Origin of the sequence: Sphingorhabdus sp., from assembly GCF_044338195.1 — a bacterium.
Classification (GTDB): Bacteria; Pseudomonadota; Alphaproteobacteria; order Sphingomonadales; family Sphingomonadaceae; genus Sphingorhabdus_B.
This window is the reverse complement of sequence record NZ_JBIIMC010000018.1, coordinates 1-21,616: the sequence shown is the minus strand read 5'-3', so window position 1 is coordinate 21,616 and position 21,616 is coordinate 1. Positions and strand designations below refer to the sequence as shown.

Annotated in this window: 18 protein-coding genes; 11 read left to right on the top strand and 7 right to left on the bottom strand. The window is 56.2% G+C overall.

Annotation, left to right across the window (positions count from 1 at the left end; all coding sequences use genetic code 11):
* The first annotated feature begins 24 nt into the window (after positions 1-24).
* Complete coding sequence (locus ACIQZK_RS06740; protein WP_397575453.1) at positions 25-1,542, top strand: flavin-containing monooxygenase; 1,518 nt, start codon at positions 25-27, stop codon at positions 1,540-1,542.
* A 23-nt stretch (positions 1,543-1,565) separates the two neighbouring features.
* Here the strand turns inward: ACIQZK_RS06740 and ACIQZK_RS06735 are convergent, their stop codons facing one another.
* Positions 1,566-2,156: a hypothetical protein gene (locus tag ACIQZK_RS06735; protein WP_397575452.1), complete on the bottom strand. Its 591-nt coding sequence runs from the start codon at positions 2,154-2,156 to the stop codon at positions 1,566-1,568.
* Positions 2,157-2,204: 48 nt separating this feature from the next.
* Here ACIQZK_RS06735 and ACIQZK_RS06730 point away from each other — a divergent pair, with 48 nt between their 5' ends.
* The 3 genes from ACIQZK_RS06730 to argC all read left to right on the top strand — a co-directional run bounded on the left by ACIQZK_RS06730 (position 2,205) and on the right by argC (position 5,645).
* Positions 2,205-3,593, top strand: coding sequence for a leucyl aminopeptidase family protein (locus tag ACIQZK_RS06730; protein WP_397575451.1), 1,389 nt, complete (start codon positions 2,205-2,207; stop codon positions 3,591-3,593).
* Between the two features lie 82 nt (positions 3,594-3,675).
* The gene (locus ACIQZK_RS06725; RefSeq protein WP_397575450.1) at positions 3,676-4,533 is read left to right on the top strand and encodes an NlpC/P60 family protein; all 858 of its coding nucleotides are present in this window, start codon (positions 3,676-3,678) and stop codon (positions 4,531-4,533) included.
* 173 nt (positions 4,534-4,706) lie between these two features.
* Positions 4,707-5,645 (top strand): N-acetyl-gamma-glutamyl-phosphate reductase, encoded by a 939-nt coding sequence (argC, locus tag ACIQZK_RS06720; RefSeq protein WP_397575449.1) that lies wholly within the window; start codon positions 4,707-4,709, stop codon positions 5,643-5,645.
* Positions 5,646-5,705: 60 nt separating this feature from the next.
* Here argC and map read toward each other — a convergent pair whose 3' ends face one another.
* Complete coding sequence (map, locus tag ACIQZK_RS06715; RefSeq protein WP_324478120.1) at positions 5,706-6,533, bottom strand: type I methionyl aminopeptidase; 828 nt, start codon at positions 6,531-6,533, stop codon at positions 5,706-5,708.
* Between the two features lie 62 nt (positions 6,534-6,595).
* Here map and ACIQZK_RS06710 point away from each other — a divergent pair, with 62 nt between their 5' ends.
* Positions 6,596-7,354, top strand: a complete 759-nt coding sequence (locus ACIQZK_RS06710; RefSeq protein WP_395635407.1) for a competence/damage-inducible protein A — start codon at positions 6,596-6,598, stop codon at positions 7,352-7,354.
* A 175-nt stretch (positions 7,355-7,529) separates the two neighbouring features.
* Positions 7,530-10,406, top strand: coding sequence for a M16 family metallopeptidase (locus ACIQZK_RS06705; protein WP_397575448.1), 2,877 nt, complete (start codon positions 7,530-7,532; stop codon positions 10,404-10,406).
* A gap of 39 nt (positions 10,407-10,445) precedes the next feature.
* On the opposite strand, the gene hslU is transcribed toward ACIQZK_RS06705, so the two are convergent.
* Genes hslU through galE form a run of 3 tightly spaced genes read right to left on the bottom strand, consistent with a single transcriptional unit; the run spans position 10,446 to position 13,409 of the window.
* A complete protein-coding gene (hslU, locus tag ACIQZK_RS06700) occupies positions 10,446-11,747 on the bottom strand; it encodes an ATP-dependent protease ATPase subunit HslU (RefSeq protein ID WP_397575447.1) in 1,302 nt (433 codons plus the stop codon).
* A gap of 47 nt (positions 11,748-11,794) precedes the next feature.
* A complete protein-coding gene (gene hslV / locus ACIQZK_RS06695) occupies positions 11,795-12,361 on the bottom strand; it encodes an ATP-dependent protease subunit HslV (protein ID WP_397575446.1) in 567 nt (188 codons plus the stop codon).
* A 43-nt stretch (positions 12,362-12,404) separates the two neighbouring features.
* A complete protein-coding gene (galE, locus tag ACIQZK_RS06690; RefSeq protein WP_397575445.1) occupies positions 12,405-13,409 on the bottom strand; it encodes a UDP-glucose 4-epimerase GalE in 1,005 nt (334 codons plus the stop codon).
* A 171-nt stretch (positions 13,410-13,580) separates the two neighbouring features.
* Between galE and ACIQZK_RS06685 the strand changes: the two genes are divergently transcribed.
* Positions 13,581-14,408 (top strand): carbon-nitrogen hydrolase family protein, encoded by an 828-nt coding sequence (locus ACIQZK_RS06685; RefSeq protein WP_397575444.1) that lies wholly within the window; start codon positions 13,581-13,583, stop codon positions 14,406-14,408.
* A 38-nt stretch (positions 14,409-14,446) separates the two neighbouring features.
* Positions 14,447-14,644: a hypothetical protein gene (locus ACIQZK_RS06680; RefSeq protein ID WP_397575443.1), complete on the top strand. Its 198-nt coding sequence runs from the start codon at positions 14,447-14,449 to the stop codon at positions 14,642-14,644.
* A gap of 9 nt (positions 14,645-14,653) precedes the next feature.
* On the opposite strand, the gene ACIQZK_RS06675 is transcribed toward ACIQZK_RS06680, so the two are convergent.
* Positions 14,654-16,186 carry a CpaF family protein gene (locus ACIQZK_RS06675; protein WP_397575442.1) on the bottom strand — a complete coding sequence of 511 codons (1,533 nt, stop codon included), beginning with the start codon at positions 16,184-16,186 and terminating at the stop codon, positions 14,654-14,656.
* 164 nt (positions 16,187-16,350) lie between these two features.
* Here ACIQZK_RS06675 and ACIQZK_RS06670 point away from each other — a divergent pair, with 164 nt between their 5' ends.
* Positions 16,351-17,232, top strand: a complete 882-nt coding sequence (locus ACIQZK_RS06670; RefSeq protein WP_397575441.1) for a DMT family transporter — start codon at positions 16,351-16,353, stop codon at positions 17,230-17,232.
* Between the two features lie 90 nt (positions 17,233-17,322).
* Positions 17,323-20,139 carry a DNA polymerase I gene (gene polA, locus ACIQZK_RS06665; protein ID WP_397575473.1) on the top strand — a complete coding sequence of 939 codons (2,817 nt, stop codon included), beginning with the start codon at positions 17,323-17,325 and terminating at the stop codon, positions 20,137-20,139.
* Between the two features lie 92 nt (positions 20,140-20,231).
* Here the strand turns inward: polA and ACIQZK_RS06660 are convergent, their stop codons facing one another.
* Positions 20,232-21,125, bottom strand: a complete 894-nt coding sequence (locus tag ACIQZK_RS06660; protein ID WP_397575440.1) for a prephenate dehydratase — start codon at positions 21,123-21,125, stop codon at positions 20,232-20,234.
* A gap of 146 nt (positions 21,126-21,271) precedes the next feature.
* On the opposite strand from ACIQZK_RS06660, the gene ACIQZK_RS06655 reads away from it, so the two are divergent.
* On the top strand, positions 21,272-21,616 hold a 345-nt coding region (locus tag ACIQZK_RS06655), incomplete at its 3' end, for a c-type cytochrome (protein ID WP_397575439.1).

Genomic DNA, 21,616 nt, shown 5'->3' with positions numbered 1-21,616 from the left:
TTTTCGGATAGAGCGGAGAGTGACATGGCCCAGGCTGAAACGGTTGTAGATGTATTGATTGTGGGCGCTGGTTTATCCGGCATTGGTGCGGCGGCGCATCTGACCATGCAGTGCCCCAATAAAAGCTATGCCATTGTCGAACAACGCGCTGACATGGGCGGCACTTGGGATCTTTTCCGTTACCCCGGTATCCGGTCGGACTCGGACATGCACACCTTGGGCTACCGCTTCAAACCATGGCTGCATGAAAAAACGATCGCTGATGGCCCATCGATCCATGAATATGTGCACGAAACGGCTGATGAATATGGCATCGCGCCGCATATCCATTTTGGGCACAAGGTTGTCTCGGCAAATTGGTCCAGCCCCGATGCGCGCTGGCATGTAACGGCCAAGGCTGTGGACGGTGGCGAGGAACGGCACTTTGCTGCGCGCTTCCTGTTCATGTGCGCAGGTTATTATGACTATGATCAGGGCTATAAGCCTGATTTTCCCGGCGAAGCGGACTTTGACGGCCAGATTGTTCATCCGCAGCATTGGCCCGAAGGGCTCGACTATAGCGGCAAGAAGGTAACGGTTATCGGTTCGGGTGCGACCGCGGTGACGATTGTGCCCGTGATGGCGCAGCAAGGCGCGCAGGTGACGATGCTTCAGCGTTCGCCGACCTATATGGTGTCGCGTCCTGCCATCGACCCATTCTCCAAATTTGTTCGCAAAATCTTGCCGGAAAAAATCGCTTATGCACTGACGCGCTGGCGCAACATTAACATGCAGCGGTTCACTTATTGGTATGCCCGCCGCAACCCAGCGAAGCTGGGCGAAAAGCTGGTCAACATGGCCCGCGAAGCACTGCCAGCCTCCGTGGATGTAGATACCCATTTCGTGCCCAAATACGGCCCATGGGAGCAGCGCCTGTGTCTTATTCCAGACAGCGACATGTTCACCGCCATAACCGAGGGTAAGGCCGAGGTCGTGACCGACCATATCGACCATTTCACCAAAACGGGCATTCAGCTGAAGTCCGGCAAGCATATTGAATCCGATATCGTAATCACTGCGACCGGTCTGAACCTTGTCACGATGGGCAAGACAGCGATCAGCGTGGACGGCGAAGCGGTCAATTTTGGTGAGCATTTCAATTACAAGGGCGTGATGTTCAACGACATTCCGAACTTTGCCAGCGTGTTTGGGTATATCAACGCGTCTTGGACGCTGAAGACCGATATCGTTGCGGATTATGTGTGTCGTTTGCTTTGGAAAATGGATGACAAAAACGCGCTTGTGGCAACCCCGCATCTCGATGATCCGGATATGCCCAAGTTGCCGTTTGTGACGGACTTTAGCTCAGGCTATTTCGCCCGCAGTTTTGACACGCTGCCCAAGAATGGGGACCGCCATCCTTGGCGGGTGCTGCAAAATTATGCGGCTGAAAAGAAAATCCTGACCCAAGATCCAGTTGATGACGGCGTCATGGTCTTTTCGGCACCGCATTTCGCAGCATCGCATAGCGAGAATGCGGAAACACTCATAGCCGCCGAATAATTGTCCAGATGGTGGGGCCCGCCTCAGGGCTCCGTATGGCGAACCGTCGCGGCAACGCGGCGGGTTTCGATGGCGGACTCTGGCGCGATGATATGCGTGCGGTTGCGAACCACCCAAATAAGTGAAGCAAGCCCGGCCAGTGCAGCAAAGGCAACCGTCATAAGCGCGTAGATTGTGTAGCGTTTCATATCCTGCGTGTGCGTAACCAATTCGGGCGCTTTGTCGGTGGTCGTGACATCCCAATATTCGATCATCGGCTTGTTACGGTACCGGACCACGCGTACTTCGGACGTAACCCACATTTTCCCATGCTGGCCAGCGAACGTCAGATAAGCCCCGGACCCTTGACGTTGTTGAATGGCCGGAGCAAGTCGTGGCGCATCCTTCAAAATTCGCGACATTTCGGTAAACTGCACGCGGCTGTCGTCAATGAAGCCCGGTGCGACATATTTCTCCGCCGCCTTTTGGTCTCCGCGCCGCACAGCCGCATAAAAAGGCTTCACTACTGCGGCAATTTCCTCGGGCAGCGGCGGACGTGCGTCGGTTGATCGGTTGCATGCGGATAAGCCAAATGCTGCGATCGACATCCAGAACAAAAGAAAAATACGTGACATTTCTGAATTATCTCCCGTTCTTGGCCTATTGCCGCTATCGCATCCTTCATGCGTTATGACGATCTAATCCAACCTGACAACGGCCAACCGGCCACTCCAATCCACATAGTCGATAAAAATGACTTTGCTGCATGGCTTGCTGCGCAACCCGACCCTGTCCGCACGGCCGTAAAAGCACAGAAGTTTGAAGGTAGCGTAAACGATACCGCGATACTTCCTGGCGACAAGCCGGGGGAATGGGCTGTCGTCGCCGGTGTGGCGGATGCCGCCGCGCTTGGGCTTTGGAACCTGGCCAAGCTATCTGACATTTTGCCCGAGGGAAGCTATCGCTTGTTGGATGCCGACGCTGGCGAAGCGATGCTTGGATGGGTGCTTGGTCAGTATCGATACCATGAATATCTGAGCGAACCGAAAGTAACCGGCGCACGCGTGTTGCTCGTGCGTGAACCTGGTAAAATCCATAATATCGTGCTTCAGGCGCGCGCCACGGCGCTGGTTCGGGATCTCGTCAACCGTCCGGCGGGTGACCTTGGTCCCGATGCGCTTGAGGCTGAGGCTAAGCGCATCGCCAAGGCGCATAAGGCCGACGTGGCAGTGACAGCAGGCGAAGCGTTGGAATCAGGCTATCCGCTCATCCATGCTGTCGGCAAGGCAGCGGCGCGCGAACATGCACCGCGGCTGATTGAGGTGGAATGGGGCGACCCGCGCCACCCACGCATCGCGATTGTGGGCAAAGGCATAACGTTCGACAGCGGTGGTCTTGATATGAAACCGGCGAGCGGCATGCGGCTGATGAAAAAGGATATGGGCGGCGCTGCCCATGCGCTTGCGCTGGCCGAGCTTATCATGGCTGCGCATTTACCCGTGCGCTTGCATATGCTCGTCGCTGCTGCCGAAAACAGCATATCGGGCAATGCTATGCGGCCCGGCGACATCGTTAAAAGCCGCAAGGGCATTACGGTTGAAATCGACAACACCGATGCGGAAGGACGCCTTGTGCTTGCCGACGCGTTGACCAAAGCGGTTGAGGATGCGCCGGAACTTATCATCGATTTTGCGACGCTGACCGGCGCGGCGCGCGTTGCCTTGGGGCCTGATTTGCCAGCGATGTTCAGCAATGATGATGACACAGCAGACGCGTTGATTGCAGCATCAAAGGCGCAGGCTGACCCGCTGTGGCGGATGCCATTATGGGCACCTTATATGGAATTGTTGGATAGCGATATCGCGGACATGACAAACAGCGGCGGCGCTTTTGCAGGCGCAGTAACGGCGGCGCTCTTTATGCAGAAATTCGTTCCTGATGATGTGCCTTGGGTGCATCTGGATACCTTTGCATGGCGACCCACGAATAAGCCTGGCAGGCCAAAGGGCGGCGAAGCCCTTGGATTGCGCGCTGTCTTCGGCTATCTGGCGGACAAATATCCGGCACGTTAGGGTGCCGAACATGTTACATTTTCGGGGGCGTAATTAGTTGGCAGACGGACAGATGGGGGCGGGGAAGCGGCCCATATATACATTGAGTGGGCACAGCCTTGTCGGAGACAAGCGCACAACGCCCATTCGCGGGGACCTTGCCGACATCAGTCTGGCTGGAAAGCTGTTCGCGCCGCATTACGCGGTGCCGATGCTGCGCACGGGCATTGCGCCGGTTACCGAAATTCATGCCGAGGCGCACGCTACATCCATGCCCGTTAGCGCGTTAATGCACGGTGAGGCGTTCGCCGTGCTTGATGTCGCGGGCGAATGGGCATGGGGTTATTGCCTGCACGACAATTATCTGGGTTATGTCCGCTTTGCCGAGCTTGGCGATGATTTTGACGCCACGCATATCGTCAGCGCACCTGCGACATTGCTGGTTTCCGCACCATCGACAAAGGCGCCTGTGCTGGCGCGCTACCCCATGGGTGCGCAATTGCTTTGTGGCAGCCCAAGCGAATGCGGCAACTATCTGGCGTGCGAAAACGGTTTTGTGCCGCTGGCCCATTTGTCTGAAATCGGACGCGTTGCGGCATCACCCGCGGATTTGGCAGAACAGTTGATTGGCACGCCCTACAGCTGGGGTGGGCGCAGTGGAAACGCCATTGATTGTTCGGGCCTTGTGCAGTTGGTGTTCGGACTAAAAGGGCACATGCCGCCACGCGATGCCGATATGCAGCAGGCAGACTTTGGCGAAGAGCTGGCCGACGGCGACGCGTTGCAGCGTGGTGATCTGGTATTCTTCCCCGGTCATGTTGGTATCATGGCCGATGCCGAAAACATCATCCACGCCAATGGCACCGCGATGGCAGTGAGCATTGAACCGCTGGCAGATGCGGCGGCTCGCTTTACCGAGTATGATGAAGCGATTGTTGCGCGCAAGCGGGTGATGTTTTGACCATGACGTTGGTCTTGGCCCGTACCGTAGCCCTGAGCAGCAGTTGCGAAGCAATTGCGTCTGTCGAAGGGCGCTTCAAGGTTTGCGCTGCCGCCGATAAGCACCCTTCGACGGGCGCGGTCGCTGCGCGCCCGCTGCTCAGGGCTTCGGTCTATTTGAGCGGGTGAGTTAAAATGACAAAGAGTATCTTCATCGACGGTGCATCGGGCACCACTGGTCTTGAAATCGCGGACCGGCTCGCTGGCCGCGCGGAATTCACGCTCATCACGCTCGATGATGACAAACGCAAAGACCCCGCTGCAAAACGCGAGGCATTGAACGACGCGGACTTCGTCATCCTGTGCTTGCCCGACGATGCAGCAAAAGAGGCGGTGGCAATGACGACGTCAGGCCATACGCGCATCATCGATGCATCGACCGCGCATCGTGTGAACCCGAACTGGGCCTATGGCTTTCCTGAATATCGTACCGGTCAGCATGAACGCATTGCCAATGCCCGCCTTGTCAGCAACCCCGGTTGCTACCCCACCGGCTTTTTGGGGCTGATCGCACCCCTGGTTGCGGCCGGATTAATCCCCGCAGACTGGCCCTACAGCGTCAACGCGGTGTCGGGCTATTCGGGCGGCGGGAAAGCATTGATTGAACGGTTTGAAGGCGGCGACGGCGCGGACATCGGCTTTCGCACTTATGGTCTTGATCTGAATCACAAGCATGTCGCCGAAATGCAGCAACATGCAGGGCTCGGCCTCGCGCCGATATTCTCGCCTGCCGTGGTGCGCGCGTTCCGTGGCATGGTGGTCGAAATACCGCTGCCCATCTCGGTCATGCCCGGCAGCGATGATCCCGACGAAATGCGCGCGGCCTTGTCGCAGCATTATACCAAATCGCCCGTCGTGAAAGTGCACGAAGACGCGCCGCCAGCGGAACTGCTGATCCGCGCTAACCAAGAACCATCCGACAGGCTTGATCTCTACGTTCTCGGCTCACCCGACGGCGCGCAAGTCCGCTTGCTGGCATTGCTCGACAATCTCGGCAAAGGCGCAAGCGGCGCAGCGGTGCAGAACCTGAACATCATGGCCGGATTGGACGAGACGATTGGGTTGCGGTTGTAAGCCTGACCACGCGCAAAAAGTAAGATGCTGAAACGCGTTCAGCATGACGTGGTAGAGACCTCAATAAGGCGGCTGGTGCCACCCCTTCGGACTGCTCGTAAATATCTCGCAGCCGTCTTCGGTGATGCCGATGCTATGTTCGAACTGTGCGCTCAATGAACGGTCACGCGTGACGGCCGTCCAGCCATCGTCGAGGACTTTGCCTGCGGCTTTGCCAATGTTGATCATTGGCTCAATCGTGAAGATCATGCCGGGACGCAGCTCTGGCCCAGTGCCGGGGCGGCCGACATGGACGATTTCGGGGGCATCGTGGAACAATTGGCCAAGGCCATGGCCGCAGAAATCGCGGACGACGCCATAGCGGTGCTTTTCGGCGTGGGTCTGGATCGCGTGGCCAATGTCGCCGACACGGTTGCCGGGCTTGGCGGCTTCGATGCCGAGCATCAGGCATTCATAGGTCACATCGACCAAGCGTTTTGCCTTTACCGGCACGTCGCCGACGAGGAACATGCGGCTGGTGTCGCCGTGCCAGCCATTTAATTGCGGCGTGACGTCGATGTTGACGATGTCGCCATCCTTCAATTTCTTGTCCGATGGAATGCCGTGGCAGATGACATGGTTGATCGAAATGCAGCAGCTGTGCGTGTACCCGCGATAGCCCAAGGTTGCCGGCACCGCGCCGCCGCGTATGGTCATCTCGCGTACGATATCGTCGAGTTCCTCAGTGCTGACGCCCGGCACGACATGCGGCACTAAGGCATCGAGGATTTCGGCGGCCAAGCGGCCCGCCTTGCGCATGCCTTCAAAGCCTTCTGCCCCGTGCAATTTGATGACCCCGTCGCGGGCTTGCATCGCCTCTTCGGGCGTAACGCTTACATATTGTTCCATGGAAGCGACATAAGGCAATAATCCGCACTTTGCGAGGGGGTGAATTATGCTATCGCGTCTTCATGACAGATTCCCGCATATACACCGCAGCGCTCGTAATCATCGGCGACGAGATCCTCTCTGGCCGAACACAAGACAAAAACGTCGCGCAGATTGCCCTTTGGCTCAATATTCAAGGCATTCGCTTGCGCGAAGTGCGTGTGGTGGCCGATGATATGGATGCCATCATTGAGGCGGTGAACCTCTTGCGCGCGCGCAATGACTATCTGTTCACCACCGGCGGCATTGGCCCGACGCATGATGACATTACCGTTGACGCGATCGCAGCCGCGCTCGGCGTCGATGTTGTCATTCATCCAGAGGCAAGTGCCGTCCTGCATGCCTATTATGAAACGCGTGGTGGCATTAACCCGGGCCGTCTGCGTATGGCGCGTGTGCCCGATGGTGCTGATCTTATCCCCAACAAGATGTCGGGTGCGCCCGGCATTCGCCATGGCAACATCTTCATCATGGCTGGCGTGCCGCATATCACCGCCGGTATGCTGGATGCCCTGACCGGTACATTGGAGGGTGGTGCACCCTTGTTGTCCCAACAAATCGGCTGCTGGGTGGCCGAAAGCGAGGTTGCCAAGTTGCTGGGTGATACCGAAAAGCATCATGAAGGTTGCCAGATCGGCAGCTACCCCTTTTTCCGCGAAGGCAAGGTCGGGGCGAATTTCGTTGTCCGCACAACCGACGCGGATAAGCTTGCTGAATGCATCGAGGCGCTGAAACTTGGTTTGCGTGGTTTAGGTTATGATACCGTCGATGGTGGAATTTAGTCACCATGCCGGGAAAAATATTTCGTCATCCCGAACTTGTTTCGGGATAACAAACAACGGTGGCATGTTATCCTGAAATAAGTTCAGGATGACGACACCGTGATTGAAACGAAGTAGCCGCTTTTTTTCGGACGTTCATGTGCAGTCAAGCCTTCGTTCCGTTATGAGGATTGTAATGCGCAAATTCACTCAATCGCTCGCTTTCGCAGCCCTGCTGCTGTCCACCTCTGCTTACGCACAAAATGTTGCGCCCGCCGCAACGGTCGCCGCAAAGGCGGCCAAAGTTCCATGGCTGTATGAAGGCAGCGACGTACCGGTGGATGACACTTGGACCTTTGGTGTGCTGCCCAATGGGCTGCGCTATGCGGTGAAGAAAAATGATGTGCCTGCGGGGCAGGTGTCCATTCGTGTGCGGATCGATGCGGGCGCGTTGCATGAAAATAATGACGAGCAAGGCTTTGCCCATCTGATCGAGCATTTGTCCTTCCGTGGATCAACCTTTGTGCCCGATGGTGAGGCAAAGCGTATTTGGCAAAGGTTCGGAGTCACCTTTGGCAGCGACAGCAATGCGCAAACAACCCCGACGCAGACGGTCTACAAGCTCGACCTGCCCAATGCGACGCCCGAAAAACTGGACGAGTCCGTCAAAATCATTTCGGGCATGATCCGCAACCCGCGTATCTCGCCCAGTGCCTTAAATGCCGAACGTGCCATTGTCCTTGCGGAGCTGCGCGAAAATAGCGGCGCGCAAATGGTCTATAGCGATGCCCTGCGTCAGCACGCGTTTCAGGGGCAGCGACTGGCAAACCGGTCGACGATTGGCACGCCTGAAACATTGCAGGCGGCAGACGCCTTGCGTTTGAGCGCCTTTCATGACCGCTGGTATCGGCCCGAAAATGCTGTCGTCGTGATGGCCGGCGATATGGAGCCCGTGCAGCTCGCCAATTTGGTGCAGAAATATTTCAACGACTGGAGAGGGAAGGGCGCCCGCGCGCCTGAGCCTGCCTTTGGCGACCCAACGCCGCAGGGCACACCAACGCGCGTGCTGATTGAACCAACATTGCCCACCACCGTCAGCATCGCGTATCTGCGCCCCTGGCGGAAGGTGGATGACACTATTGCGTATAATGAGCAGTTGTTGATTGACGCCCTTGCGCTTCAGATCATCAACCGCAGGCTTGAGGTGCAGGCGCGCAGTGGCGGCAATTATCTGTTCGCCGAAATCGCGCAGGAAGATATTTCGCGCACAGCGGATACGACTTTGGTGTCCGTCACCCCCGTTGGCGACAAATGGGAAGCGGCAACGCGTGATGTCCGCGCAATCATCGCCGATGCCATTGCCACGCCACCATCGGTTGCGGATATCGAGCGTGAGAAAACGCTTTTCGGAAATGCGTTGCGCACAATGCTCGACAGCTATCCGTTTGAAGCCGCCGCCAAGCAAGCGGACGATATCGTCAATGCCGTGGATATTCGGGAAACGGTCGCCGCGCCCAAAACGGTTGTTCAGGTCTATGAAGGCATGAAGGACAAGTTCACGCCACAACGGCTGCTGGCGTCGACGCAAAAGCTTTTCATGGCGAACGCAACACGACTGATGCTGTCTTCACCTGCGCCGATTGCGGACGCAGACAATCGCGCGCTCGCTGCATTGAACGCCGTCGTGTCGGCGAATACGACGGCGCGTTTATCCGAAAACACCCTTGGCTTTGCGGCGTTGCCGAAGCTGGGCGCATCCGGCAAGTTGGTGAGCGAAGAGACAAACTCACAGTTGCAGATGACCCGGCTTGAATTGTCGAACGGCGTGCGGGCTTTGCTGGACCCGAACAAGGCCGAAAGCGGTCAGATTCGCGTGCTCGTCCGCTTTGGTCGCGGCTACCAAGCCGTTACCCCTGACAATGGCAGCTTGCTGTGGGCAGGGCCGATTGTTTTGCCGGAAAATGGCATTGGCAAACTTAAGCGCACAGAAATTGACCAGATGGTCAATGGGCGGCGCATTGAACTCAACTTCTCCATTGATGATGATGCGTTTCAGTTTGGCGCAAATACGCGGCCTGATGACCTTGCGGATCAGCTGACCTTAATCGCGACAAAGATCGAGCATCCCGGTTGGGACCCGGCGCCGGTTGAACGGGCAAAGGCGCTCGCGACGTCGGGTTATGCGAGTTTCGAAATGTCGGCGACCTCCGTGTTGCAGCGTGATTTGGAATATCTGCTGCGCAACAATGATCCGCGCTGGAAAGCCGCGGCACCGGCGGACGTTGCGAAAGTCGATGCCGCGAAGTTCGAAGCATATTGGAAGCCATTGCTGGCGCAGGGACCCGTTGAGGTTCTGCTCTTTGGGGACTTTGACAAGGCAGCGGCTGTCGCTGCCTTGGAAAAAAGCTTCGGTGCGTTATCGCCGCGCGTACCTATGCCCGTAGCGGCAGCCGCGCGCAATGTCCGGTTTCCCGCACCGACCGCGAACCCCATAAGGCTGACGCATCGCGGTGCGCGTGATCAGGCCGCAGCGGTGATGGCATGGCCCACGGGCGGTGGAATTGCTGGCATCAGCGAAGGACGGCAGCTGGAAACGTTGGCAGCCATTTTCCGTGATCGGTTGTTCGAGAAATTCCGTGCGGAGCAGGCAGCGAGCTACAGTCCCGACATGGCGGCCAATTGGCCCGTTGATTTCAACAGCGGTGGATATTTGATGGCCTATACACAGGTCAAACCAACCGACGTGGACCGCTTTTTTGCATTCGCGGATTCGGTCGCGGCGGATTTGATAGCCCATCCGGTGAGCGCCGATGAACTTCAGCGTGCGGTTGAGCCGACAAAGCAAGCCATTGAGCGTGCGGCGTCGAGTAACGCATTTTGGCTCAACCAGCTCAAGGGATCGACATATCATCCTGAACGCTTTGCGGCATTGGGTACGCTTTACAGCGATTATAACAGCGTGACGCCCGAGATCTTGCAATCACTGGCGAAACGCTATTTCGTTAAGGACAAGGCGTGGAAGCTTGTGGTCGCGCCACAGCCCGAAAATGCAGACGCTGCAAGCGCGCGCTGACACCCCTGTTGTCCTTACAATCCGCTTAGGCAGAAAGCGTCAAAGCACATATTTCGACAGGTCGGTGTCTTTTGCGATGCCCGATAGCTGCTTGTGCACATAGTCCGCGTCGATCAGGATTACGTCACCTTTGCGGTCTTCGGCATCGAAGCTGATATCTTCCAGCAGCTTTTCCATAACCGTTTGCAACCGCCGCGCGCCGATATTTTCAACGGTTGAATTTACGTCGACCGCAATGCGCGCGATGGCATCAATCGCATCGTCGCTAAATTCGAGCGTGACTTCTTCAGTCGCCAGTAACGCAGTGTATTGCTGCGGCAAATTGGCGCGGGTTTCCGAGAGGATACGGACAAAATCGGCATGCTCCAATGCGCGCAGTTCGACACGGATGGGCAAGCGACCCTGCAGTTCAGGCAGCATGTCGCTTGGCTTTGAAATGTGGAACGCGCCTGATGCGATGAACAGCACATGGTCGGTTTTCATGGGACCATATTTGGTAGCAACCGTGGTGCCTTCGATCAGCGGCAGCAGATCGCGCTGGACGCCTTCACGGCTCACGGATCCACCGCGCACGTCTGACACGGCAATCTTGTCGATCTCATCGAGGAACACGATGCCATTGGCTTCCGCATCGGCCAAAGCTGCGCGGTTGACGTCGTCTTGGTCAAGGCGCTTTTCAGATTCTTCCTCGACAAGCTTGGTCCAAGCGTCGGGGACCTTCATTTTGCGGCGTTTCAGATTGTCTTTGCCAAAGGCTTTGCCCATCATTTCGCCAAGGTTGATCATGCCGACATTGCCGCCCATGCCGGGAATTTCCATGGGCGTGGTTGGACTGTCCGATACTTCAATCTCGATTTCGACATCATCCATGTGGCGATCACGAATACGTTGGCGAAATGCTTCGCGCGTGGCTTCGCTTGCGGTGTCACCCGCCAACGGCTTCAGAATGCGTTCCATCGCGGCGGCTTCGGCGGCCTCACGCACATGTTCGCGGCGGCGTTCTTTCTCAAGACGCACAGCCTCTTCAGCCAAGTCGCGGGCGATCTGCTCAACGTCTCGACCGACATAGCCAACTTCCGTGAATTTGGTCGCTTCGACCTTGATAAACGGCGCATCCGCAAGCTTGGCGAGGCGGCGCGATATCTCGGTCTTGCCGCAACCGGTGGGGCCAATCATCAGGATGTTTTTGGGCGTCACCTCATCGCGTAAATCCGCACCGAGGCGTTGGCGACGCCAGCGATTGCGCAGTGCAACCGCCACGGCACGTTTTGCGTCGGCCTGGCCAATAATATGTTCGTCGAGAGCAGCCACAATGGCTTTGGGTGTCAGAGCGTTTTTCATTACTGCCTAGATGGGAAGTTGCTGGTGCCGTTCAAGTCGCTGCCGCGTTATGCCGCGCTGTCCAACGTCTCAACGGTCAGTTGGTCGTTGGTATAAACACAAATTTCAGCCGCGATTTTCATGGCATGACGCGCCATTTTTTCGGCATCTGCCTCATAATCCGCGAGCGCCCGTGCCGCTGACAAGGCGAAATTTGCACCAGACCCAATCGCTGCGATGCCATCATTGGGTTCAAGCACATCGCCATTGCCCGTGAGGATCAATGTCACGTCTTTGTCCGCAACAATCATCATCGCTTCCAAATTGCGTAAATATTTATCGGTGCGCCAATCTTTGGCCAATTCGACCGCAGCGCGCATCAATTGGCCGCGATGCTGCTCCAATTTGCGCTCAAGCCGCTCGAACAGCGTAAATGCATCTGCGGTCGCGCCGGCAAAGCCACCTATGACCGAGCCGTCATGCAGCTGGCGGACCTTCTTGGCATTGGGCTTCATGACCGTTTGGCCCATGGAGACTTGGCCATCACCAGCGATGACGACTTTGCCGTTTTTACGCACAGACAATATGGTGGTGCCGTACCAAGTGGACGGATTTCCGTGAGAGTGATTTTCCATATTTTGGATATGGGTCGATTGACACTAAAGCGCAAGAGAGGGCTTAGCCGCCTTGAATATCTGTCAGGCGGCGTTCCCATGCGAGCGCGTGCTGGACGATTTGGTCCAGATTGTCGTAGCGCGGTTCCCAACCAAAGCGGTCCTTGATTGCCCGATTGTCAGAAATCAGCGAGTCGGGATCTCCGGCGCGCCGACCTTCCATTTTGCGGTCCAATCTCTTGTTGGTCACGCGGTCGACAGCGTCGAGAACCTGCATGACCGAATAGCCATGGCCGTATCCGCAATTGAGCGTGTGGCTCCGTTCGGGGGCGGCGATAAGTGCTTCAAGCGCGGTGACATGCGCCGCAGCAAGGTCGCTAACATGGATGTAATCGCGCACGCCCGTACCGTCTTCGGTCGCATAGTCAGTGCCAAAAATGCTGACGCTGTCCCGTTTTCCGAGGGCAGCCTCAACCGCAATTTTTAGCAAATGCGTTGCGCCAACGGTTGACTGTCCCGTGCGCGCAAGCGGATCGGCACCCGCGACGTTAAAGTAACGCAGCGCGCAATAGTTGAAATCATGCGCCGCCGCGACATCGCGCAGCATCAGTTCAGTCATCAATTTCGATGTTCCGTACGGATTGATGGGCTGTGTCGCCATATCTTCACGCACCGGGCTGGTTTCGGGAATGCCATATGTCGCCGCGGTCGACGAAAAAATCATGTGTTTCACGCCGGATGAAATGGCGGTCTCAATCAAACTGCGGCTTTTTGCAGTGTTGTTGTTGTAATATTTGAGCGGGTTCTCAACAGATTCGGGCACAACCACCGACCCCGCAAAGTGCATGATCGCGTCGATATGTTCATCGTGAATGATGCTTTCGACGAGTTCTGAATCGCTGATGTCACCCTGGTAGAATCCGGCGTCTTCAGCCACGGCCCAACGAAAGCCAGTCACAAGATTATCGATAACAACCGGGTGATGACCAGCGTCGATTAACGCGAGCACGGCGTGGCTGCCGATGTAGCCGGCGCCTCCGGTTACCAAGACGTTGAGTTTTTGTTCCATGGTCGCATTTCCCGTTATCATGATTGCGGACACGTCCGGAATCCGTGCCGTTTTCTAACGTGCCTCTATTTTCCGGACTGTTGCATTTTTCATTCAATACTGCGAACCATTTTGCATGGCCATGTTTCTACAAAATCATGCTGCGGTTGGACGCGGAACCGGCGGTATGCCTTGCGTATAGCGGTGCACCAGATGACGAGCGGTGTTTTACCAGCGGCGAACGTTTCGGACATGGTCGGGGCGATCGAAACGGCTGCGCAGGGCGGGGCCGTCATGTATTTTGCGCCCGAAATGTCGATAATGATCAACCGAAGGCGCGACGAAGCGCGCTTGCACATATGTGAAGAGGCAAAGACCGAATCGATCGAACACATCGCTGAAGTTGCATCTCGCAATAACATTTGGGTTCACTTGGGCTCTATTCCGGTGGTGCATGGTGCCGGGCCACGGCTCGCAAACCGCAGCATCGTCATCTCGGCCGATGGCGAAATTATCGCGCGGTATGACAAAATCCATTTGTTTGATGTGGATTTGAAAACGGGTGAAAGCTGGCGCGAGTCTTCGGCCTATGTCGGCGGCGACACCCCCGTAATCGTGGGCACGCCATTGGGACGAATGGGGCTGGCGGTTTGCTACGATATGCGTTTTCCAGACTTGTTCAGCGCCTATGCAAAAGCTGGCGTCGATATCATCACGCTGCCATCGGCATTTACAGTGCCCACAGGCGCGGCGCACTGGCACGCGTTGCTGCGGGCACGGGCGATTGAAAGCGAATGTTTCGTGATTGCAGCAGCGCAATGCGGGGCACATGAAGATGGCCGTGAGACGTACGGCCATTCACTTGTGGTCGATCCTTGGGGCGAGGTTATCCTTGATATGGGAAGCACGCCCGGGCTCGCTATTGTTGATTTGAATCTCGATAAAATTGCGGAAGTTCGCCAGCAAATTCCCGTGGATCAAAACCGCCGCGCAATCGCTGAGCCTAGATTTTGTGAATAGAATGACCGAGAGCCTTCTGGAATGAGCAGCTTGACCTGATGCATTGGCAAGACCATTTTTGGGCAGGATTGTCTGCGGCGTCGGCATTGCTGGTGCTGATTAGCAGCGTTGCGGACCGACGACGCCATAAACGCACTAAGCTCGACCAAGTCGGTATAATGCCATGGACCGGAATTACCGTGTTTTCCGTGCTGATTACGGTATTGGCAGCCGCGCTGGCGATTAAAGGGCTTTAGGTCCTGACACTACCCGAGGCACGCCTCAAGGAACGGCTGGTCAAATCCGAACTGCCGTGCCTTTTCCAGCGTATAAGGACGAACGCCGCCCGGGACCCACTCACCGTGGATTTTGCCGTCAGAATCTTCGTCGCGATATTCAAATTTGAACAGGTCCTGCGTCACAATGACGTCGCCTTCCATCCCGATGACTTCCGTAATTTGGGTGGTACGGCGTGAACCGTCACGCAAACGCTTCACCTGAACGATTAGGTCGACCGATTCCGCAATTTGCCGGGAAATGGCTTCCTTGGGTATTTTGATGTCGCCCATCATGATCATATTTTCCATACGACCCAAGCACTCGCGCGGGTTGTTGGCGTGGAGCGTACACATGGATCCATCATGACCTGTGTTCATTGCGGCGAGGAGATCGAAACACTCCGCGCCACGAATTTCGCCCAAGATGATGCGGTCGGGGCGCATACGCAGCGCGTTCTTCACAAGGTCACCGATCGTGATAGCGCCATCGCCTTCCAAGTTCGGAGGGCGCGTTTCAAGTGGGAGCCAGTGCGGCTGTTGCAGCCGAAGTTCGGCGGCATCTTCAATCGTCAAAACGCGCTCGCCGGGGTCAATCATTTTGGACAAAGCGTTCAGCATTGTCGTTTTGCCGGAACCCGTACCGCCTGAAATGACGATATTCATGCGGCTGGCCCCAGCAATCTTCAATGCCGTTGCCATGGGTTCGCTCATCGACCCAAAGCCCTTCAACATGTCGATTGTGATTGGTTTTTCGGAAAATTTACGAATGGAAATGGCGGTGCCGCGCAGCGACAGCGGTGGAACAATGACGTTCACGCGGCTACCGTCTTTCAATCGGGCATCGGCCAAAGGTGTGGTTTGGTCGACGCGGCGACCGACTTGGTTCACAATGCGCTGCGCGATTTGGAACAAATGCTCTTCGTCACGAAACTGGATCGGCGCAATCTGCAGCTTTCCCTTTTTTTCGATATAGGTCTGCAACGGGCCATTGACCATGATATCGGTAATGTCCGGATCGCTGAGCAACTCTTCAAGCGGACCGAAGCCGAGCAGTTCGTCGACGAGCACTTTTTCCAAAGCAAATTGTTCGCGGCGGTTAAGCGTCAGCTTGAGTTCCGCGAGCACTTCCAGAATGATCGGGCGGAACTCTTCGGTCAGCTCTTCTTTATTCAGCGATGCCGCCGCTTCGGGGTCCACACGCTCCAAAAGACGCGGGAGAACCTGTTCTTTTATTTTGTGCACCGAAGCTTCAAAGCCTTGGGGACCTTCATCGACGGGTGCCGCGTTGTTTGCGCGGTCTGACAAGCGCGACATCGCTTCCTGCATGGCGGACTGTGGACTGCCGTTACTGCCGCTGGGCAAGTTTATCGATTCAATGGGTGGAAATTGTTCGCCACCGCCCGTCGTTTGCGGGTTTTCTGGCTGTTGCGCAATCGAGGGCCCACCGCCGGTCATGGGGCGCGCCACGCCAAATGATGAGCGCCCTAAAGACAAGCCCGGTTTTTTCCCAAATGCGCTCACGCTATCCCGCTCCGATATTCTATGGACTATGGATTTTTGGCTACCGACAAATGGTAAATAAATCGGTAACAGTTTGCTTTTCTTGGGTTGCCCGACACAAATTTCTGCCGCTTTGCATTCCCCGCAAACACTTTTAAGAGAACGCGGTAATCGAGGGAAATCCAGTGCACGCATCGTCGGCCCGTTCGGGTCTTTTATATGCCGTTTGCGGCTTTGCTCTTTTGTCCTTGGGCGATGCGGTCATCAAATCGATTGCCGGTGCATGGCCGGGTACGGCCGTGGCGGCGCTGCGCTATTCGATCGGTGCGGTCGGCTTGGGCACGTTGTTGTACCTTAAGGAAGGCAGGCAGGGATTTGCTTTGCCCATGCCCAAAGTTCAGATCCTGCGCGGATTTGCAGTGGCCATGGCCACCATCTGCTTCTTTTTGTCGATCTTCGTCATGCCATTGGCTGAGGCTACGGCAATTGGTTTTACAAGCCCGATGATCACGGCGGTCTTGAGCGCCATTTTTCTACACGAACGGACGAATGTGACCAAATGGACGGCCACATTCATTGCCTTCGGCGGCGTTCTTCTCATCATGCGGCCCAATGTTGCCGAATTGGGTTGGGTTGCTTTGTTACCCCTTGCAGCGGCTATGTCGATGGCGCTTTTGATGATTGGCAATCGCGCCGTCGCTGGGGCAGGGACACCGATTTTGATGCAATTTCTGGTCGCGTCGCTTGCGGTGCCATTCATCCTGACCGCAGCGATTTTGGGTCATTTTTCGGGCTTTCCAACATTGCATATAGGCATGCCGGACTGGACCATCGTCGCGCGCTGTGCCGTCGTGGCGGTCAGTGCAAGCTTCGCGCACTGGCTCATCTTTATGGCAACAACCCGTGCTTCGGCCGCGGACATCGCGCCGATGACTTATGTCCAATTGTTGATGGCCCTCGCGCTCGGCATATTGGTTTTTGGCGATTGGCCAGACATGACATCGCTTGCCGGGTCCGCGATCATTATCGCCAGCGGTCTTCTTTTGTGGCGCAAGTCGCGCGCATAGTTTCACCGCAATCGCCTGCAATATGGGTGCCAATAGCGTCGCTGCAAATTAGGAAAAGACTTGGCCAAAACGGGCTGCTATCGCTTCGCCATGTCAGACCAAAAGCATCTCTATCTCGTCGATGGCTCCGCCTATATTTTCCGGGCCTATCACCGGCTACCGCCGCTCACCAACAAACATGGCGAACCGGTTGGCGCGGTATATGGCTATACGACCATGCTGTGGAAACTGGCGGACGACCTAAACCAAGCGGATGGTCCAACACATATGGCTGTTGTCCTCGATAAATCGAGCCAGTCATTCCGCAACCGTATCTATGACCAATATAAGGCGCATAGGCCCGACCCGCCTGAGGATTTAAGACCACAATTCCCCATGATCCGGGATGCGACACGGGCGTTTTCTTTGCCGCTGGTCGAAGAGGATGATGTCGAGGCCGACGACATGATCGCAAGCTATGCGCGCGCTGCCTCCGCAGCCGGTTGGCATGTGACCATCGTCAGCAGCGACAAGGACCTGATGCAGTTGGTAGAACCATCCATCGATATGTTCGACACGATGAAAAACGAACGCATTCGCGCTGAGGAAGTATACGAAAAATTCGGTGTCGAGCCCGAACGGGTTGGCGATGTGCTGGCGCTGATGGGCGATAGCGTCGACAATGTGCCGGGCGTCCCCGGCGTCGGTCCAAAGACAGCGACGAAGCTTATTCAGGAATTTGGTGACCTCGAAAGCGTCTTGGCCGCCGCCCCTTCCATGAAGCCGTCCAAAATGCGCGATAATTTGATTGAGCATGCGGACAAGGCGCGTCTTTCGAAAGTGCTGGTGACTTTGAAAGAAGATTGCCCATTGCCCATCGCGATTGAAGACATGACATTGGGGACAATCCCCGAAGAGCCGCTCGCCGCATTTTTGGAGCATCATGGGTTCAACTCGCTTTTGAAGCGTATCGGGCATGTCGCAAATACCGCTGCTGCCAATAAGGCGATTGCCGGCAACCCGAAGGCCGCAAGCAAGCGTGACGCCCCTGTATCCGCGCCCACAGCGGGCACCGCCGCTTTGCCGCCCGCCATGCCCAAAATTGATGTGTCGACATATGAATGTGTGACCGATGTTGCTCGGCTGGACCATTGGATATCCCGCGCCCGTGAAACTGGAACATTGGGTTTCGACACTGAAACAGACAGCTTACAAGCGGCGAGTGCCAATCTTGTGGGCTTCAGCCTAGCGGTCGCGCCGGGGGAGGCATGTTATGTCCCGCTGGCACATGGCGGCACAGATATGTTCGCGGAAAAGCCTGTTCAGATCGAGCTGAACGTCGCTTTGGAACGGTTGCGTCCATTGCTCAGCGATCCAAGCGTGCTGAAAATTGGCCAGAATCTGAAATATGACATGTCGGTATTGGCGCGGCATGATGTGCGCATAACGCCCTATGATGACACGATGGTCATGAGCTTTGCCTTGGATGCAGGCCGTCAGTTGCATGGCATGGATGAACTCGCCAAAACGCATTTGGGGCATGAATGCATCTCTTACAAAAGCGTCACGGGAACGGGCAAAAGCCAGATTGGTTTTGCCGCCGTCCCGCTGTCTGATGCGACCTGCTATGCGGCGGAAGATGCCGATGTGACCTTGCGGTTGTGGCATCACCTAAAGTTACGGATGAGCCCTGAAAAGGCGACCAGCGTCTATGAACTGGTGGATCGCCCGCTTGTGCCCGTCCTATCCCAGATGGAATGCTTAGGCATCAAAGTCGACCGGACGGTGCTGGCGCGATTATCATCCGAATTCGCCGCGCAAATGGAACTGCTCGAAAAGGAAATTCACGGCCTCGCCGGACAGCCGTTTACGATCGGCAGCCCGCAGCAGCTTGGCGAAATCCTGTTTGGAAAAATGGGATATAAGGGCGGCAAAAAGGGCAAGTCGGGGCAATATTCGACAGACGTGACCGTGCTGGAAGATCTGGCGGGGCAGGGCATCGACATCGCACGCAAGGTGCTGGATTGGCGGCAACTTGCGAAGCTGAAATCAACCTATACCGACAGCCTGCAGCAGCAGATTGATCCCAAAACAGGCCGTGTGCACACAAGCTATAGCCTCGTTGGCGCGCAAACCGGGCGGCTGTCATCGACCGATCCGAACTTGCAAAATATTCCCATTCGTACCGAAACCGGTCGGCAAATCCGGGATGCGTTTGTTGCCGAACCCGGCAATGTGATCCTGTCGGCTGACTATAGCCAGATCGAGCTTCGGCTTGCGGCGCATTTTGCGGATGTGGAGCCCTTGCGCGATGCCTTTGAAAAGGGCGAAGACATTCATGCGCGCACCGCATTGGAACTGTTCGGCGAAGTAAACCGCGACACACGTGGCCGTGCCAAGACCATCAACTTTTCCATTCTGTACGGCATTTCCCGATGGGGTCTTTCAAAGCGCTTGGAATCGACCGCCGAAGAAGCGCAGGCGCTTATCGACGCATATTTCCAACGCTTTCCGGGCATTTCGAATTATATTCAGGAAACCATGGCGGCGGTCCGCGAATGCGGACACTCGACGACATTGTTCGGACGGAAAACATGGTTTCCGCGTATCACGTCCCCCAATCAGGCAGAACGGCAGGGCAGTGAACGCGCTGCAATAAATGCGCCGATTCAGGGGACAAGCGCTGACATCATCAAACGCGCGATGGTGCAAATGGGGCCGGCGTTGAAAGCCGCTGGCTTAGGCCATGTGAAGATGTTGTTGCAGGTGCATGACGAACTCGTCTTTGAACTGCCCGAGGCGGATGTCGCCGCGGCAAGCGACGTCATCCGCGCGATCATGGCGGGAGCTGCCGAACCTTTGGTTAAACTCACTGTCCCCCTCGGTATCGAAATCGGGACGGGCCCAAGCTGGGGCGCGGCGCATTAAGGCACCGCCGCCCTGTGCCTTCAGCTTTTGTCGTCTTCTTCTTCTTGTTGCTCAAAAGTGACGGCAACGTCGGGCTGGGTAGTTAGGCGCGTTCATCCGCGATGGCGGGTTTGCACATATGTACCGAGCAGGCGGACTGAGTTGCAATGAAAGCGCAGCTCATCCAGCGCGCGGTCAAACGCTGCGTCACCCGGCGCGCCTTCGATATCCGCAAAAAATTCGGTCGCGGCAAAGCTTGCGCCGTTTTGATAGCTTTCCAGCTTCGTCATATTGACGCCATTTGTCGCAAAACCGCCCATCGCCTTGTATAAAGCTGCAGGTATGTTCTTCACCTCAAAGATGAGAGTTGTCATCAATGTGCCCATCACTCCGGTGTTGCTAACGGGTTCACGCGATAACACGACAAATCGCGTCGTATTGCTCGCATCATCCTGAACACCGTCGTTGATCGGGACCAAGCCATACAGCTCAGCGGCGATTGGCGGCGCTATGGCGGCAGCCGACGTGTCATCATTGGCCGCAACGAATGCCGCCGCAGCTGCCGTATCTGCATAAGCGACCGGAATGATGCCGTGCGAACGTAGATAATGGCGGCATTGGCCAAGTGCTTGCGGGTGGCTCATGGCTGTTTTCAATTCCGCATCGGCGGATTTCGCCATCAGGCAGTGGCGGATCGGCATGAAATGTTCTGCGATGATGCTCAGGCCCGATTCCGGCAGAAGAAAATGGATGTCCGCCACGCGGCCGTGCAGTGAATTCTCAATTGGAATAATCGCCCTGGCCGCAGACCCGTCTTTGACGGCGTCAATGGCGTCTTCGAACGAGAAACAGGGCAGGGGCAGGCAATCCGCGTCAAATTCCAAAGCGGCAAGATGGGAGTTTGCGCCGGGCGCGCCTTGAAAGGCAATCGCTTTTGCAGGCTGTTCATTCGCCGCTAAAGCCATGGTTCTGACAAGAGCGAGTGCGGGTGCGGGGTAACTGTTCATATGGCCACCGCGATAGGATAGCCAAACTTATCCGGCAAGTCTGGAATTGGGCACTTGCACGGCCTTACTGACACTATTAGAGGGGCTTGAGAATCCGGCCGTCAGACCGACGCCGGCTTGAAACCGCATTTCAGGGCTGATAACCAATGGATGATCGTAGTAACACAATTGCAGGCTGGGTTTTGGCAGGCGGCATCGTCGCGCTCGGACTAAGCATCGTATCGGGCATGTACTTCCACGCTGAAGCGCCTGAAAAAGAAGGCTTTGCAGTTGCAGCGGAAGCTGGCGGCGAAGCTGGTGGCGCTGCGGCTGTGCCGATTGCGACATTGCTGGCCACTGCAGATATCGCCAAGGGCGAAGCGGTTTTCAAAAAATGTGCGGCTTGCCACACCATTGCGCCAGGTGGCGCAAATGGGATTGGTCCAAATCTTTGGGCCTCGATGGGTAAACCGCACGGCCATGTTGCAGGCTTTTCTTATTCGGATGCGTTG

What these genes read in the sequence shown, in the direction of transcription:
- galE (WP_397575445.1), bottom strand. Translation starts at nt 13,409, where the DNA reads ATGGAACAAAAACTCAACGTCTTGGTAACCGGAGGCGCCGGCTACATC.
- ACIQZK_RS06710 (WP_395635407.1), top strand. Translation starts at nt 6,596, where the DNA reads ATGACAGATTCCCGCATATACACCGCAGCGCTCGTAATCATCGGCGAC.
- ACIQZK_RS06730 (WP_397575451.1), top strand. Translation starts at nt 2,205, where the DNA reads ATGCGTTATGACGATCTAATCCAACCTGACAACGGCCAACCGGCCACT.
- polA (WP_397575473.1), top strand. Translation starts at nt 17,323, where the DNA reads ATGTCAGACCAAAAGCATCTCTATCTCGTCGATGGCTCCGCCTATATT.
- hslU (WP_397575447.1), bottom strand. Translation starts at nt 11,747, where the DNA reads ATGAAAAACGCTCTGACACCCAAAGCCATTGTGGCTGCTCTCGACGAA.
- ACIQZK_RS06660 (WP_397575440.1), bottom strand. Translation starts at nt 21,125, where the DNA reads ATGAACAGTTACCCCGCACCCGCACTCGCTCTTGTCAGAACCATGGCT.
- argC (WP_397575449.1), top strand. Translation starts at nt 4,707, where the DNA reads ATGACAAAGAGTATCTTCATCGACGGTGCATCGGGCACCACTGGTCTT.
- ACIQZK_RS06740 (WP_397575453.1), top strand. Translation starts at nt 25, where the DNA reads ATGGCCCAGGCTGAAACGGTTGTAGATGTATTGATTGTGGGCGCTGGT.
- ACIQZK_RS06705 (WP_397575448.1), top strand. Translation starts at nt 7,530, where the DNA reads ATGCGCAAATTCACTCAATCGCTCGCTTTCGCAGCCCTGCTGCTGTCC.
- ACIQZK_RS06735 (WP_397575452.1), bottom strand. Translation starts at nt 2,156, where the DNA reads ATGTCACGTATTTTTCTTTTGTTCTGGATGTCGATCGCAGCATTTGGC.
- hslV (WP_397575446.1), bottom strand. Translation starts at nt 12,361, where the DNA reads ATGGAAAATCACTCTCACGGAAATCCGTCCACTTGGTACGGCACCACC.
- map (WP_324478120.1), bottom strand. Translation starts at nt 6,533, where the DNA reads ATGGAACAATATGTAAGCGTTACGCCCGAAGAGGCGATGCAAGCCCGC.
- ACIQZK_RS06680 (WP_397575443.1), top strand. Translation starts at nt 14,447, where the DNA reads ATGCATTGGCAAGACCATTTTTGGGCAGGATTGTCTGCGGCGTCGGCA.